The sequence below is a fragment of the Clostridioides sp. ZZV14-6150 genome, assembly GCF_020657875.1.
GTDB lineage: Bacteria > Bacillota > Clostridia > Peptostreptococcales > Peptostreptococcaceae > Clostridioides.
This window is the reverse complement of sequence record NZ_JAGWDA010000003.1, coordinates 168,417-185,505: the sequence shown is the minus strand read 5'-3', so window position 1 is coordinate 185,505 and position 17,089 is coordinate 168,417. Positions and strand designations below refer to the sequence as shown.

Annotated in this window: 10 protein-coding genes; 1 reads left to right on the top strand and 9 read right to left on the bottom strand. The window is 29.7% G+C overall.

The window, feature by feature from the left end; all coding sequences use genetic code 11:
* Positions 1-70: 70 nt before the first annotated feature.
* The 5 genes from KGF41_RS05620 to KGF41_RS05600 form a co-directional block, all read right to left on the bottom strand.
* On the bottom strand, positions 71-757 hold the full coding sequence (locus KGF41_RS05620; protein ID WP_227827554.1) for a sugar transferase: 687 nt from the start codon (positions 755-757) through the stop codon (positions 71-73).
* Positions 758-976: 219 nt separating this feature from the next.
* Positions 977-3,001, bottom strand: a complete 2,025-nt coding sequence (locus KGF41_RS05615; protein ID WP_227856448.1) for an N-acetylmuramoyl-L-alanine amidase — start codon at positions 2,999-3,001, stop codon at positions 977-979.
* A 248-nt stretch (positions 3,002-3,249) separates the two neighbouring features.
* The gene (locus KGF41_RS05610; protein WP_227856447.1) at positions 3,250-4,401 is read right to left on the bottom strand and encodes a DUF5009 domain-containing protein; all 1,152 of its coding nucleotides are present in this window, start codon (positions 4,399-4,401) and stop codon (positions 3,250-3,252) included.
* Between the two features lie 109 nt (positions 4,402-4,510).
* Positions 4,511-6,088 (bottom strand): cell wall-binding repeat-containing protein, encoded by a 1,578-nt coding sequence (locus tag KGF41_RS05605; RefSeq protein ID WP_227856446.1) that lies wholly within the window; start codon positions 6,086-6,088, stop codon positions 4,511-4,513.
* 222 nt (positions 6,089-6,310) lie between these two features.
* Entirely contained in the window at positions 6,311-8,722 is a 2,412-nt protein-coding gene (locus tag KGF41_RS05600; RefSeq protein WP_227856445.1) for a cell wall-binding cysteine protease Cwp84, read from the bottom strand.
* Positions 8,723-8,949: 227 nt separating this feature from the next.
* Between KGF41_RS05600 and KGF41_RS05595 the strand changes: the two genes are divergently transcribed.
* Positions 8,950-9,345, top strand: coding sequence for a GtrA family protein (locus KGF41_RS05595; RefSeq protein ID WP_227856444.1), 396 nt, complete (start codon positions 8,950-8,952; stop codon positions 9,343-9,345).
* 37 nt (positions 9,346-9,382) lie between these two features.
* Here KGF41_RS05595 and KGF41_RS05590 read toward each other — a convergent pair whose 3' ends face one another.
* From KGF41_RS05590 to secA, 4 genes are all read right to left on the bottom strand, one after another.
* Positions 9,383-11,527 carry a cell wall-binding repeat-containing protein gene (locus KGF41_RS05590; RefSeq protein ID WP_285892562.1) on the bottom strand — a complete coding sequence of 715 codons (2,145 nt, stop codon included), beginning with the start codon at positions 11,525-11,527 and terminating at the stop codon, positions 9,383-9,385.
* Between the two features lie 32 nt (positions 11,528-11,559).
* Positions 11,560-12,267: a PIG-L family deacetylase gene (locus tag KGF41_RS05585; RefSeq protein ID WP_227856443.1), complete on the bottom strand. Its 708-nt coding sequence runs from the start codon at positions 12,265-12,267 to the stop codon at positions 11,560-11,562.
* A gap of 106 nt (positions 12,268-12,373) precedes the next feature.
* Entirely contained in the window at positions 12,374-14,245 is a 1,872-nt protein-coding gene (locus KGF41_RS05580) for a cell wall-binding protein Cwp2 (protein WP_227856442.1), read from the bottom strand.
* 421 nt (positions 14,246-14,666) lie between these two features.
* A complete protein-coding gene (gene secA / locus KGF41_RS05575) occupies positions 14,667-17,012 on the bottom strand; it encodes a preprotein translocase subunit SecA (protein ID WP_227856441.1) in 2,346 nt (781 codons plus the stop codon).
* Between the last annotated feature and the right edge of the window lie 77 nt (positions 17,013-17,089).

Here is a 17,089-nt window from a genome sequence, read left to right as displayed (position 1 = left end):
GTATTTTTTGACAATAAAAAAGCTCTTTTTAAAGAGCTTTTTCATTGATTAGTAATCTAATATTTTAAAATTATCTAGCTCCGTCTCCTGTCAATACTACTTTAACAGTTTTAAAGAGTATCTTAAAGTCAAGTAATATACTCCTATTTTTTATATAGTAAATATCTTCTTTAAGTTTTTCTTCAGGAGTGATTTCGTATCCACCATTTACTTGTGCCCAACCTGTAAGTCCAGGTTTTATAGCAAGCCTGTTGATAAATCCAGGTATTTCCTCATTAAATTGAACAGTAAAGTTTGGTCTCTCTGGTCTAGGGCCTATCAAGCCCATGTCCCCCTTTAATATATTAAACAGCTGTGGAATCTCATCAATTCTAGTTTTCCTAATAAACTTTCCAACCTTAGTTATTCTAGGATCATCTTTTTCAGCCCATTGTGCGCCAAATTTTTCTGCGTCTGTTCTCATAGATCTCAATTTATATATATAGAATCTTCTCCCGCATTTTCCTAGTCTTTCTTGCTTATAAGTTATTGGTCCTTTGTCCTCTATTTTAATAAGAATTCCAAATATTGCTATTAAAGGTAAACCTACTACAAGCCCTAATATCGATAAAACTAAATCCATAACTCTTTGGTACAAGTCAAATAAAACTGTCCCTTTTACTATGCTATAGTCAATCTCACTTGCAATTTCTTTATCTGCCCCTGGATAGCTTGTAACTTTAGGTATTTCACATTCATCATTAGTATATCCAGACATAGTTACCTCCATATTGGAATAAAAAATTTTTAAATTCTCAATTTCAACGTATTTCTATCTTATTTTTGACTTATTTCTATATTATACTCAATAATGAGCAGTTTATCAATACAATAAACGTCATTGTAAATAATTTGATTCTTTGCAAAAATATATCATCTCTTGCTATATTTTATATTATAACAGGAGATGATATATTTTGCTTTAATATTTTTTATTTTATTTTACTGTATCTTCTATTCCTATTCCAATTTGAGTTCCCATTGTTTTTACTTTTTCTGTTGTATTTAACTTATCCATGTCACTTTTGTTGTCTATAAATGCACATTCAACAAGTATTGCTGGATAATTATTGTTTCTTAAAACATATAGGTAATCATTTCCATTTGCAAGTGTTCTTGTTTTGATTCCTCTATTTTTCATGTTAAATTTTTCTAGTATTCTTTTTAAGATATTTGATGCAGCAGTCTTAGTTGTTCCACCATTCTTATCTTTTACTTTGTAAAAAATTTCCACACCATTACCTGCTCCATTAGATGCATTGTAATGTATACTTGTAAATAAATCTGGCTTTATAGTATTTGATAGTGTTGTTCTTTCTCCTAAAGCCATCGTTTTATCTGTATCTCTAGTCATAACAACATTTATACCTTTTGAACGTAAGTATTCAGTAGTTGCTAAAGCTGTATTAAGAGTATATTTCTTTTCTTGAGCTCCACCATTTAGTCCACTTGTTGCCCCTGAATCAGAACCCCCATGACCTGGGTCTATTACTACAGTTTTTCCTGCTGCTGAACCCGAATCATCTGGTTCTGTTGGTGCATTGTGTTTTGATAAACTAGATGCTATAGAGCTTATAACACTCTCTTTCATTCCATCACCAATTTGATATACTGTTCCTGCTGTTTTTTCTGATAAGTTTGTACTATGATATGCAGAAACATAAGTTTTTGGAGTTATAAGTATTGGAGATTTCAACTTAGCTGCTAAAGGTCCTGCTGTTATTGAGTCAACTATTATGTCAGATTTTGCAACTAACATTGCACTCAATTCTTTATCTGGATAGAAAGTCTTAATTACTTTTGCATTAGTTTCATGTCTATCAGCTCCAGACACTCTGTTTTTTGAAGTTGCATTTTTTGCTATCTTAGATATTTTATCTATAAGTTTTGATGATAAACTTTGGTCTCCACCTATGTAGTAAGCTTCTTCTAAACCTTGTGAAGATAACCAATTATATGTACTTTCTGGTACAGAATCTTTATTAGCTAATATTATAGGTTGTTGGTCTTCACCTGCTTTTGATGAAATATTAAGAGCATCATACTCACCAGCATATCCATTTGCTATATATATCTTATTAACATCATGATACTTATCTATTTCTTTTGCTATAAGTAAAGATGTTTCATGTCTATCAACTCCACCGATACGAGTTACATTTACATCTACAGCAGATTTAATTTGAGATACTGCCTTCTGTGAAACTGAACCATCATCACCTATGATTATTACATCACTTGGATTTAGACGTTTTAATTCTGCCTTTGTGCTTTCTGGTATATCATCTTTGTTTGCAAGTAATATTGGTGCATCATATGTAGAAGCAAGTGGAGTAGCTGTGATTCCATCTGCTGCTAGTTCTCCATTAACTATTACAACCTTACTAGCTCCATCTTTCCAGCCTTGTTTACTTATCTCAACAGCTGTCTCAAATCTAGTAGCTCCTGCAAGTTTTTTTACTGGTGCAGAAGTTTTTCTCATATATTCATTTACTGCTTTTGTCGAGTTAGCATCACTTATTATAAATTCTTGTGTAACATCATAATCTTTAAGATTTAATCCCATAGATTCTAAGTCTTCTTTGTTTAAAATTTTCTGTTCATCTTTACCATTTACTTTTATGTTTTGAAGTTCCCATACATTTAAATATTCTGGGTCTTTATTGTAGTTTATTACACCTTCATATGCATCTGTCTTTTCATTGTAATTTAAAGTAGCTTCAAGTGGCATATCATAACACATAAAATTTAATGTTATTGAATCAGCGTTTAATTTTTCCTTAAATTTTACACTTGCATTCGATTTACTTCCTAACACTACACTTTTTCTTTGTAAATTTATATTAATATCTGAATTAGATTCTGTATTTGCAGTAGTATTTTCTGCTGCTAAAGCCACGTTTGGTGCCACCATTGCTATAGACAACATTCCTGTTGCTAATAATTTTGTTCTTTTTCTCATTGTATCCCCCCTAGATTTTTAAATCTTTAAATCTTATTTAATTCTTCTTGAACTTGTTTTATATTACATAAATTCAATATTATGTAAATCTTTTTTCATTATAGCACAAAAGATTACAAATTGTAATCTTTTTGTAATCTTTTATGGCATGTTTTTTTAATTTTTGCTAGGGAAAAACCGGATTATTCCTGAGAATTTCTGCATATTTGAACAAATCAAAGAAATATTTTTTTAAACAAAACACTACATTAAATTTTAATAAGTATTTTCTTTTTATACATAAACGACATTATTATAACCCAAAACAATACATACAAGAGAGAAAATACAAGAGAATCCCATGTTGTACCTGCCCAAGGTGTTATAAGTTCATATGTAGTCCATTCCACCAAGGTAGTAGGATAATCTACTTTATCAGTAAGTTTTGGTAAATTCCAAAACACATGACTCAATATCTCAAGACACATATATGTAAAAATAGGGCTACTTCCAAGTGCTATTATTGGAGTAAATATTTTGCTTTTATTTTTGATGTCACATATAAAGTAAAATATTGCCAATAAAATACCATAACTTCCAGCCATTAAAAGTACAAATGAGCTTGACCATAATCTCTTATTAAATGGAAAATATTGATTAAAAGCAAAAGCACATATAAGTAAAATGATACTCATAATTAATATTTTAAAGAATTTTTTATACTCTCCTATATTTTCTTTTAGAAGTACACATCCCATAGTACAGCCCAACATTCCTGAGGAAATAGCTACTATACTTGTTAAAAATCCGTCTGGTTCAAACTCTGGCTTGTACAAATGTCCTTTAAAAAAATGGAAATCCACTAATTGTGCAAGAGAACCTTCTAATTCAAATCCATAAGGTTTTGCAACTATGTAATACCCCACTATAATAAATGCAGATATACACAAGAAAGTAATTATAGTTGCAGTGCTTCCTACATTTAGCTTTTTTAGTAGTAAATACACTAAACTAGTTACAAGATACACTAGCCCCATACGTTGAAGCACTCCAAGTATTCTCACAGTACTTAAGTCATAATTTCCTAGGTAATTTAAGAAAAATCCAAACAACATTAGTAAAATACTTCTCTTAAATATACTTAGTATTATTCGTATTGTAGATTTATTATTCTTTAGTTTGCTGTTTATTGATATTGGAATTGTAACACCTAAAGATATAACAAAGAAAGGAAATGCAAAATCTGCAAGTGTTACACCATGCCATATAGCATGTCTAAGTTGTGGGTACATTCTCATCCAAGTCCCAGGATTATTACAAACTATCATGAGGGCTATTGATAGCCCTCTTATTATATCTATTGATTTAACTCTATTTTTTATAATCTTTATATCTAATTTACCTTCAAATCCACTCTCCATATTACCTCCCCCAAGATTTAACTGTATATTTAGCTTTAGCTATGAGTCTATCTAACTATATTTCTTCATACATAAATCTAAAATATAGTTCTCTTAAATATACATCTTTTTAGTTAAGAAATTTCTTTAGAAATCCAAGTTTATCTAGTATGTCTTGTATTTTATTGACTTTCTGACTTATAGAATCTATAGCTTTTTCAATAGAATCAACCTTAGCCTCTAAATCCTCGACCTGATTTACTTTTTTGTCTATAGTACCATGATTAGTTATATCACTATTAGATGAGTTATCTATAAGCTTTCCTATATATCCATCATTAATCAGCTTTGTATCATTAGCAGATGCTAATATCATCAACGTATCTATATCTGAATTTCTAGTATTTTCTATAACTCTACCATTTTTGTCACGAACTGACAATATAGTTATTGTATCATGATTATTAAATCCACCTTCTCCAATATTTCTAACTATAACATTTACTAAAGTAGCATAGTTATTTACCTCACCATTAGGCATATCAACAGTGATAGTCTTTGAGCAATCCCCTTTTATATTCACAGTTATTGGTTTATTTGTTACCATTCTAAAAGCTTCATTTACAGTATCCTCTTTTGGATTAAAGTTAATAATGTCATTAGGACTTGCAATATTTATCATATTAGTTAATTCCTCAACAGTTTTAGCTTCAAAGATAGTTTTATCTTGTAAAGTCTTAATCTCATTAAAAGCTTCTTCATTTCCATTTCCTCCAACTTGTGTTACAGTACTTAATTTTTTAGTACTAAGTATATCTCTTTGCTTTGTATTTAATTTATCACCAACCAAAACAACAGGCGATTCATTCTTTGCTGCCAATACTCCAACTGCCAATGAATCAATAAGTTGATTTTCATTTTTACTTCCATCTTTGGTTACATATAGATTGTTTAAATCTACATCAGAATAAAACTTTTCTATAACCTTGGCATTAGTTTCATTTCTATCCTTTCCACTCAATCTTTCTGCATTAGGAAGGCTTTTTTCTACAGCTCTTGAAACAGAATTTGTCCCTCCAATTACATACGCTTTTATAACTTTCTCATCTTTTATAAATTTTTCAAATGGCTCTACTCCATTCTTTGGACTAGATAAAACTACAGGCATATTATTTTGAGCAGATGGTGCCCCAACACTTACAGCATCACTTAGCCCTTTTTCACCATTTACAACAGCTATTTCTTTAACATCTTTAATATCTTTTAATTTATTTGCTAAGAGTAATGAAGTTTCATATCTATCATTACCACTAATTCTTTCTACATTTAGTCCATCATTTTTTAATTGATTCTCTATATCCTTATTTAACACAGCAGTCCCACCAATTAAATAAATATCTTTTGCTCCCAAACGCTTTAGCTCTGTTTTAGTTCTATCATCTAATTTATTACTCTCTGTTAAAAGTATCGGAGCTCCCTTAACTTTTGCAAATGGTGTAGCTGAAAGAGCATCAGCTAAAGAGCTATCATTGACTAGTACAGCATTATTACTAGAACTATATGCTTTTTGGCTTATCTTTACAGCAGTTTCATATCTCCCTTCACCTATTAATTTTTCTTCTGTAAGTGCATATGATGAAGTTATAGAAATCCCACTCAAAGTAAGCGCTATTGTCAATATTGTTAAAATAGTTTTTGGTGCTTTCATTTTATTACCCCCTTATTTCGTTTAAAATCTTACTATATTATATTATAGAGCATCTTTACACTATTTTACAGTTTAAAATTATTACATTTTTCTCTATAAAAAATTTCTCAAGAAATAAGCCCTAACCATACTAATGGTTAGGGCTTATTTCTTTTACATATTTTTAAATATTTTTTTTAACATGTATTAAATATTTTTTAAACTAGAAGATATTTAAGTTTATTATTTTCCTAAAAGACTATTTAATTCATTAAAAGCACTTTCATTTCCATTTCCGCCAACTCTAATTGGAGTTTCAATCTTCTTAGATTTAAGTACAGTCTTTTGACTCTCATCTAATTTATTTCCAACTAAAACAACTGGAGAATCTGTTTTAGCACCCAATGCTCCCACTGCTAGTCCATCTATTAAGTCACCTTGACTTTTTGAACCATCTTTAACAACAAAAGCATATTTTAAATCTGAATTAGTATAGAACTTATCTATTATCTTTGCATTAGTTTCATTTCTATTGCTTCCTGCAAGTCTTGTTGGATTTGAAAGCTTACTTTCTAAATTTGATGATAAAGTAGCTGTACCACCAATTATATAAGATTTAGTTATTTTTGATGAATTTAAAAACTCATCAGCACCTTGTAACTCACTCTTTTCATTAGTAAGTATTATTGGCATATTGTTGTCAGCAGCTGCTGCACCAACACTTATTGCATCTGCAAGTCCATTGACACCATTTGCCACTGCAACTTGTGAAACTGATTTTATACTATTTAGCTTTTGAGCTAATGATATACTAGTCTTATATCTATCACTACCACTAATTCTCTCTATTGATATACCCATATTGCTAAGTTGAGTTTGTATATTCTTGCTTAGAGAATTTTCTCCACCTATTAGATAAACTTTTTTAGTTCCCAATCTTTGTAACTCAGCTTTAGTTTTTGAATCTAAGTTGTCTTTTCCTGTTAAAAGAATTGGAGAATCAATTGCTGCTGTAAATGGTGTAGCTGTTAAAGCATCCACTATAGCATTTCCATTTACTAACACTGCATTTTGTGAAGAAGTCCATCCTTTTTGACTAACTTTAACTGCTGTTTCATATCTATCTGCTCCAGTTAAAGATTCTCCTGAAGTAGCTTGTCCAGAAGATGTTTTTGTTATAGCTTTTATAACAAAGTTACAAGGAGAGAACTCACTGTATGTATTTATATCTTCAAATTTGTTGTTTTGAAGTATGTAACTTTCACCTAAATTTGCTTTAGCTTCATATAGATAATATCCATCTATGTTAGTTTCATATGCTAAAGTAGATTTTTCTTTATTAGGATTTGCTGTGTTGTCTATAACTACTACTATAGCTCCTTTACCTTTTGGAAGGTTATAAGAGTTCGTATGTACGTTTATGTATCCAGAGTATGATACTGTTCCATTTGCAAGTTTTGTCATTGAGTTATTTTGAGGAACTCCATTTACTACTGGTGCATAATATACTTCATATTTTGCTCCTACAGAATCTGTTTCAAACATAACTGAGTCAAGTTTTTCAGAGTCTCTACTGAAATCAAATACATTTGCTGCTGTTATTTTATTTGACATTATTTTGCTAAGACCAGCATATTCAAGTTGGTACATTTTTTTGTCACTATCTGGTTTTGATACTGATTTCATTGCATAGTTATCTGTATCTGTAAGTAAAGTTTTATCTTCATAAGAAATCCAGAAGAATCCTTTCATAGAATTGAATTCTCCCCAGCTACTTTTTACTAACCATGCCCCATTTGATTCTGGTTTTACATCAGATGCAAAGTTATCTTTTGAATAATTATCATCCCAACCTACTATTGATACAGCATGATTTAAAGGAGCTCTCTTATTTGTACAGTTATATGCTGTCTCGTCATCATTAAAATAATTTGAATAATGTGCATATCCTGATGTCACTGAACCATATTGCATTATAGCATTTTTTACAGTTTCTTTATCTTTTCCAAGACGAATAACATCTGTCACATTGAATTGTGTAGGTGCAGTATCCATATTTGAAGGTCTTGTTGCTCCTTGTGATTCAGATTTAAGATTATATGGTATATCTTTTTCTAATTTAGGACCTGCCCATGCTGTAAGATATCCTATAGCTGTTACATTTGAACTACCTGACATATCGTCTAAGTTCCATCCATATGTTCCACCAGTTGACCACCATCTAAAGTGTTCTTCTGAAAGGTCATAAGTTCCATAACCTTTTAGCTTTAGAAATGATTCTAAAGTTGACATACCAGAAAATGCCCAACATGTATTAAGGTCTCCTTGATTTTTTGCTGGTGTAGTCAATCCTAAACTTATTGGATTGTATGATGCACTTGATTTATATGCTGATGGAAGAGTGCTTCTTCCCTTATTTTGAAGTATTGTACCTTCCATTTCATGTGGAACTGGTATTACTCCATTGTATTTTGCTGTATCTCCATTTTTGACATCTTCTAGGTATTGAAGATAGCTTTCAGAGTACTCTGCAGTTTCTACTCCATCTAGAGTTTTATTATTTTCTGCTGAGACAGGTATTGTTGACACTATTAAAAAGCAAACTGTCAGCAATGCCAGTAGGCTTGACAATTTTTTTGATTTGTACTTTCTCATATTTACCCCCTTGTATGTATTTAATTTTTATTATATCAGATTTCTAAATTTAGGTCATATTTTATTTTGATAAAATATAGATTATTGGTGTATATTAAGTGTAAAATATTATAATTTTATTTTTTATTATATTTTACAATATATTGATTAGTTAATGAATGTGTTATACTAAAATGTGTTAGTAGTCTTTAAAGAAATTATATTTGATTAGTTTAGGAGGGTTATATTTGATTTTTAAAAAACATAAGGAAACAATATTATATTTATTTTTTGGAGCGTTTACTACCCTTGTAAATATAGTTTCATATTTATTTTTTACTAGAGTTATTTCATTTAATTTTATGGTTGCAAATGCCTTGGCGTGGATACTTGCTGTTTTATTTGCTTATGTTACTAATAAATTTTTTGTGTTTGAGAGTAAAAAAGTTGAGATAAAGTTCTTGTTTAAGGAGTTTTTGTCTTTTGTTAGTTTTAGGTTGATTTCTGGTATTGTTGAAATGGTTATTATGTATGTAATGATTGATTTACTTTTTGTAAATGACATTATAGTCAAAGTATTTACTAATATAGTTGTTATAGTTTTAAATTATTTATTTAGTAAAATGATAATTTTTAGAAAATAAAAAGTAGTCTACAAATATGTCAGACTACTTTATTTCTTTATATATTAGAACTTGGTGTAACTATTTTTTCAGTTGTACCCCATCTTGTTACTAAATCAGTAGAATTTTCTATCTCTACTAACTCAACATATTTTCCATTTACTTCTGAAGATTCCAATTCTAAACTGCTGGAATTAATTTTTTCCCAACTAGATAAAGTAATACTACTTCCAACATTCATTGCTGTTGGTTTACTAGATGTAATTCTATAGTAAATTTCACATCCAGAATTTGCTCTTGTTATTGTTAGCTCAGCCTTATCATCATCTACAAATACATTTGCACTTAAACCTTTTGCCACTTCTGTTGATTTAAAACCATCATCTGTTGAATCTGATCTACCCCATTTAGAAATTTTATTCGTTGAAGTATTTATCTCGACAGCTTCTATATAAAATCCATTTCTTGCTTCAACTTCAAATGATGTACCTGAAGAAGGTGCATCATCCCACTCACTTACTTTTATTTTATCTCCAACATATCTAGATGTAGGTTTTTTAGATACTACTTTATAGTAGATTTTATAATTTGAATTTTTAGGCTCAGTAACTATTTTAACTTTTACATAATCTCTCTTAGGTATAGAGCAAGGCTCAACTTTAACATTTATACCACTAGCTTTTTCATCATCTTTATCTGTATCATCAACTTTCGGCTTTGACCCACTTATTGCTATCTCTTTACTTCCACTTAAAGTATCAATATTTCCGGAATTTTTTATTGTTACACTAGAACAACTATTAGATATTTTACTTATATCTCCATCATTTTCTATATGTACATCTTTAGATTCATTAGATATAGTTACTAACCATATATCCCCATCTCTTTCATTTTCAACTCTACATCCATTATTATCATAAATATCAAGATAATTTATTTCGCCCTTATTAACTAATGTACTAGATCTTATATCTATTATTTTTATTGTACCATTTACATCTCCAAGATTAGTTATACTACCATTTGGCATATTTATACTTATGGTTTGAGTATATGTTCCTTCCAATTCTACACTTATAGATTTATCTGTTTCTATTTTAAAAGATTCAGTGATATTTTTTTCTTTTTCTGGCTTAAACTTTATAATATCATTAGCATCTGATTTTTTGATGGCAACATTTAATTCATCAGTATTTTTTACTGTGTATGTAGTTTCTTCTTGCGAATCAACTATACTTTGTACAGCATTTTCATTCCCTAATCCACCAACTTGAACAACATTTTTGATAATTTTAGTATTTAATACATCAGTTTGAGTAAAATCAAGTTTATTTCCTACTAAAACAACTGGTGAACTGTTCTTAGCTGCCAAAACCCCTACTGCCAAAGAATCTATTAAGTCACTTTGCTTTCTCATCCCATCTTTAGTTATATATACATTTTTTAAATCTGTACTCTTATAAAATTCTTTTATAACTTTTGCATTTGTTTCATTTCTATTATTTCCGGCTATTCTTTTAGAGTTAGGTAGGCTTTGTTCTACAGAATTAGAAACAGAATATATACCTCCTACTATATATGATTTGTTAATATTTTTTTCTTTTATAAATTTTTCTGAATCTTTTATTCCATTCACTGTATCAGAAAGTATAATTGGCATATTTTCTTGAGCAGCTACAGAGCCTACACTTACTGCATCTGCCAAACCTTTTTCTCCATTAACTACAACTATATTAGAAATTTCCTTTTCTTTACTTAATTTCTCAGCTAACTTTAGAGAAGTTTGATATCGATTATTTCCTGATACTCTCTCAAAACTTATATTCTCTGATTTTAGTTGGTTTTCTATATTAACTCCTAAGGTATTAACTCCACCTATTAAATATACATTCTTTACACCAAGTCTTTTTAATTCTGCTTTTGTTCTACTATCTAATTTATTACTTTGAGTTAATAATATTGGTGCATCTTTTGCCTTTGCAAATGGAGTAGCCGATAAAGCATCTGCTATTGAATTGTCATTTACTAGCACAGCACTCTCAGACTTTGTCCATCCAGCTTGACTTATTTTTATTGCTGTTTCCCATCTTCCAGAACCTGTTAATGTATCTTTTGTAGACGCATTAGATGTATTTCCATATAATGTAACAGTTAACAATGTTATAGTTAACAATAACACTATCTTTTTTGATATTTTCATTAATTCTTACCTCCTATTTCTTTCGTAATATTTTATGGAGCATGTACATACTGTATTTTTTTTGTAGCTAACTCATCAAAATGAGATTTTACTGAATGATACCCTATAGCATAATGCCCACTTTCAGGATTCCATTTTTTATATGCATTCATTGCACTTAATAACTTCTCCTCTTGACTAGATAATACCTCCCATACCTCTACATTTGGATTAACTTTTTTAAAATCATTATAATCATATGGTTCTACATAAAATCTTAAGTCTTTTATTTTACCTTCTTTATATAACTCTAATGCAGCTTCTCCTAATGCTCTATGGTCTTCATGTATTCCACTAGCCTTAAATGGAGTAACAGTCTTTACCTTTGCATCTGGATATTTTTTTAAGTACTTAAGAATTATTTCCCTCGCTTTTTCTTTATTTAGCTCACCATCATGAGCTCTATTATCTTCTATATGTATATTACTTTCTTTTACACCCATTGCTTCACAACTATCCTTAAATTCTTCATCTCTATCTTTTGAAAATTCACTTTCTGATAGAGAATACTTATGCACATCTTTAATATGATAAGAACAAGACCCTCCATCATCTAATACTTTTCTTATTATTGATTTGCTACCATCTGTACATAATATAACATGTGTATCACTTTTTTCAACATGTTCAATTATAGCACTACCCATACTTAAAGTTTCATCATCTTGATGTGGTGTAAAAAATAAAGTTGCATCTACCACTACTATATCCTCCTATTTCATAAAATGTTATAATTTACAATAAACAGCATAACTATAGAAAAAGATTCCTCTGTTTATTAAGGAATCTTCTCTACAGTATAAGTTATTACCAACCTAGTATCTTAGCTATCTTTTGTATTACTGTCAATTCAACTCCATTACCTATTTGAGTTACTTCTGCACCAAGATTTAATTTTTTACCAAGGGCATTCTTTTGTGAGTCTGTTATATCAGTTTTAGCTAGAAGTATTGGACCTTTACCTGCTGCTAGAGGTCCTGCTGCCAATGCATCTACTAGCATACCATTATTTCCATATCCATCTTTTGCTATATATAGTTTATCTAATTTATCATAATATGTTTCTATGACTTTAGCATTAGTATCATGTCTTGTTTCTCCTTCAACTCTTTGAACTTTTCTATCTTTATCAATATCAACAAGTTGATTTTCAATTTGGCTAGATACATTATTAGAACCACCAACTATGCCAATCTCTTTTCCATCCATCAACTTGATGGCTTCTGCTGAGAGATCATTCCAACCATTTACTATTATAGGAGCCTTAAGTTCAGCAGCTTTAGCAGCTATACTCATAGCATCAGCTTCCCCTTTTGCACCTACTACAAATGCATCTTTAAAAGAACCCATAGCTTTTGCTACTGCTACTGAAGTTGTATGTCTATCATCTCCAGCTAGTCTTTCAACATTCTTAGTTATTGATTCTAATTGTTTTTTAGCTGTGTTTGATACTGCTGACTCTCCGCCTACTATATATATTTTAGCAGATGGGCTTTTCTTAATTATATCTTTTATATAATCTAAAGTTACTTTTGGTATTTCATTATCAGATGCCAACAGTATAGGTGCTTTTTTAGATTGAGCTAGTGGTGTAGCTGCTAACCCATCAACTAATTTATTTGAATTAACTATAACTACATTATCAGTATATTTTGTTTGTTTTGCTATAGCTACTGCAGTTGCATATCTATCGTCTCCAGCTATTAATTTAACTTTTGAATTTCCTTCTAATGCTGATTTAGCATCTTTTAACTCTTTTTCATTAGTACTTTCTACAGTAAGTTCTATCGCATTTCCAGATGCATCAGTATATTTAACAGTAAATTTATACTTTCCTGTTTCTGAATCTTTTGATGAAATATCACTAACTGATTTTGATATACCATTTACTACCATATTACCTTGAACAGTTAATCTATATCCATCATATAAATCTTGTGGTGAAACTGTGTTTAAATCACTATTTTTTATAGTTATTTCAGCTAATTGAACATCATCAATATTTTTAGCTCCTGCTATACCTAATTTATTTATTTTATTTACTTTAAAACCTTCTGCAGAAGTGTCTAAGTTTGTTCCAGTTGAATCAACTGGATTTACTGTTAAATCAACCTTTTCATCACCAACACCTACTGTTATAGTTTTAGAAGTTACTGTTTCTGTTTTATCTCTTAGAGTTATAACTAACTTATCTTTAGCACTATCATATGAAGCTTTTACATCTGCAACTTTATAAATTCCATTAGTTTCAGTTTTAGCTTTTTCTGTTATTAAATTAGCTTCAGCTGAAAGGTCTGCTGAATTTTCATACTTTTCAATCGTTTCTGCAACTACTTCTTTTGCACTATTTGTTGTATGCCCTTTGTCTATTATAGTTACAAGAAGTTCTTTATTTTCTCCTAAAGCATTTACTAGTTTTTCTAACTCATCTATATTAGTTATTATTTTTAATTGTGATGAAGTTTCACCAACCTTTATTTCATATATTGGTTGTCCAACTTGAGAACCTCCAGTATATTTTTGAGACATTAGATCTCTAACTTTTGAAACTAATTCTGTAGCTTCTTTTTTAGTTATTGTTTGTTTTTTTACCTGTGTAGTTTCTGCAGCAAAAACTGGAGCTACTGATGTACTTATCATTGCAGCTGCCATAACTACTGAAATATTTTTTCTATTCATGATATTCTCCCCCTAAAAAATTCAGTTTTTTATCAATTTTTCCTTATTTACCAATTATAATATATATCTTACATTATTTCAATAAATAGGATGTATTGTAATAATTAACCATTTACTATAAAATTCATTTAAGTACTTTATTTTATAAATATTTATGTATACAAAAAAGTAACAAAATTGTAATTTTTTTTTATAATCCAGTTTATAACTGATAGACTTTTCATCTTCTTTATAGTATAATATTAAATGGAAGAAAGAAATTTCAAGCATCTCTTTTTTCCGTATTTCTCACACAGAAAAAGAAGCTGATTTTCAGCTTCTTTTTCATTTGTATATATTTAATTATTCAATTGTAATTGGAATATAAAAAGTCAAATACTTTATTAATATTTTCATTTAATAAAAATTACATTAATGTTTTTTAGTTAAATTTATATAAGTATTGTACTGTTGCTTCTCTTATATTTTTATTTAAGGCTTCAAACATATCATATCCTTCTAAAGCATATTCTTTAAATGGATCTTTTTGTGCATAAGATTTAAGACCTATATACTGTCTTAACTGTTCCATAGCATCTATATGGTCTATCCAGTATTGGTCAACCACTTTTAAAAGAACTGTTTTTTCCAATTCTGCAACTTTATCAATACCAATCATCATCTTCTTCAGGTCATACACTCTTTTTGAAATTTCATAAGTAGCATCAACTATATCTTGAACACTTTTTTTATCTATACCAGGTATTAGTAATGTATCCGCTGGCATAAATGTACTATATAAATGTTTAAAATATCCATAATAATCTCTTTTTCTTCCAACTAAATAAGTTTCTCCTGCTTCTTGTATGATATCCTTAACCATTTTCTGAATATCCTCTTGAATATCCTCATCATTTAGGACTTTATTTCTTTCATTGTATATAACTTTTCTTTGTTCATTAATAGTGTCATCATATTTAAGAACATTTTTTCTTATTTCAAAGTTTTTACCTTCTACACCTTTTTGTGCTCTTTCTATAGCTCTTGTAAGTGCTTTACTTTCAATAGCAGTATTTTCGTTTGGACTTGTTCTTTTCATAAGTTTCTCTATAGTTTTTCCACCATAAAGTTTTATTACATCATCTTCAAGACTTACAAAAAATCTTGAAGTTCCAGGGTCTCCTTGACGACCAGAACGACCTCTAAGCTGATTATCAATTCTTCTTGATTCATGTCTTTCTGTACCAATAACATAAAGACCACCTAAATTTTTAACTTCTTGTTCTTCTTCTTTATCTCCTGCACCTAGAGAAATATCTGTACCTCTACCTGCCATATTTGTAGCAATCGTTATAGCATCTAATTTCCCAGCTTTAGAAATTATTTCTGCTTCTTTATCATGTTGTTTTGCATTTAAGACTTGATGCTTGATACCTTGATTTTTAAGCATTTTAGATAACTTTTCAGACTTTTCGACAGAGACTGTTCCTACAAGTATTGGCTGTCTAGTCTTATGTATCTTTATTATTTCTTCTACAACAGCATTATACTTTTCTTCTTCAGTTTTAAACACCTTATCATGTAAATCTCCTCTAATAACTGGTTTATTAGTTGGTATTTGGACAACATTTAGCTTATAAATCGACTCAAATTCTCCTTCTTCTGTTTTTGCAGTACCAGTCATACCAGAAAGTTTTTCATATAGTCTAAAGAAGTTTTGATAAGTAACAGTGGCCATAGTCTTAGATTCATTTTTTATCTCAACACCTTCTTTAGCTTCTATAGCTTGGTGAAGTCCATCTGTATATCTTCTTCCATCCATTACTCTCCCTGTAAATTCGTCAACTATCATTACTTCTCCATTTGAGATAACATAGTCAACATCTTTTTCCATAAGCTTATGACCTCTTAAAGCTTGATTTATATGATGATATAATTCTATGTTCTTTATATCAGTGAGGTTTGTTATACCAAAAAATGACTCAGCTTTACTTATACCACTTGCTGTTAATGCTATAGTTTTATCTTTTCTATCCACCTCAAAGTCTTCTTCTTTAACAGTTTTTATAAAGCTATTTGCTAACTCATAAAGTTTTAAATCTTCATCTCCATCTCCTGCAATAATAAGTGGAGTTCTAGCTTCATCTATTAATATTGAGTCAACCTCATCCACTATAGCAAAATTTAGTTCCCTTTGTACTTTATGAGACAAATCTGGCACCATATTATCTCTTAAATAGTCAAATCCAAATTCACTATTTGTTCCATAAGTTATATCACATTTATATTGTTCTTTTCTTGTGCTTGGTTCTTGGTTAGCTATAATTACTCCCACTGTCATACCAAGAGATTCATAAACTGGCCTCATAAGTTCTTTATCACGCTCTGCCAAGTAATCATTTACTGTTATTACATGTACCCCCTTACCTGTAAGGGCATTTAGGTATACTGGTGCTACTTCAACTAGCGTTTTACCTTCACCAGTTTTCATCTCTGCTATTTTACCTTGATGTATTACTATCCCACCAATTAACTGTACCCTATATTGACGCATTCCTAGTTTTCTTTTTGATACTTCTCTTACCACAGCAAATACCTCTGGAAGTATATCATCTAAAGTTTCACTTTTTTCAAGCCTGTCTTTAAATATTGTTGTCATATTTTTTAATTCTTCATCTGATAGATTCTTCATACTATCTTCTAGTGCATCTATTTTATCTACTATAACATTTAATTTCTTTATTTCTTGTTCATCCGCTTTGTCAAGTATTGCATCTATAACTGACATATAAGTACCTCCTTTTCTATTGTCCAATTACTATTATACATTAAAAATCCATAATAGTAGACAATTATTTTAATTTA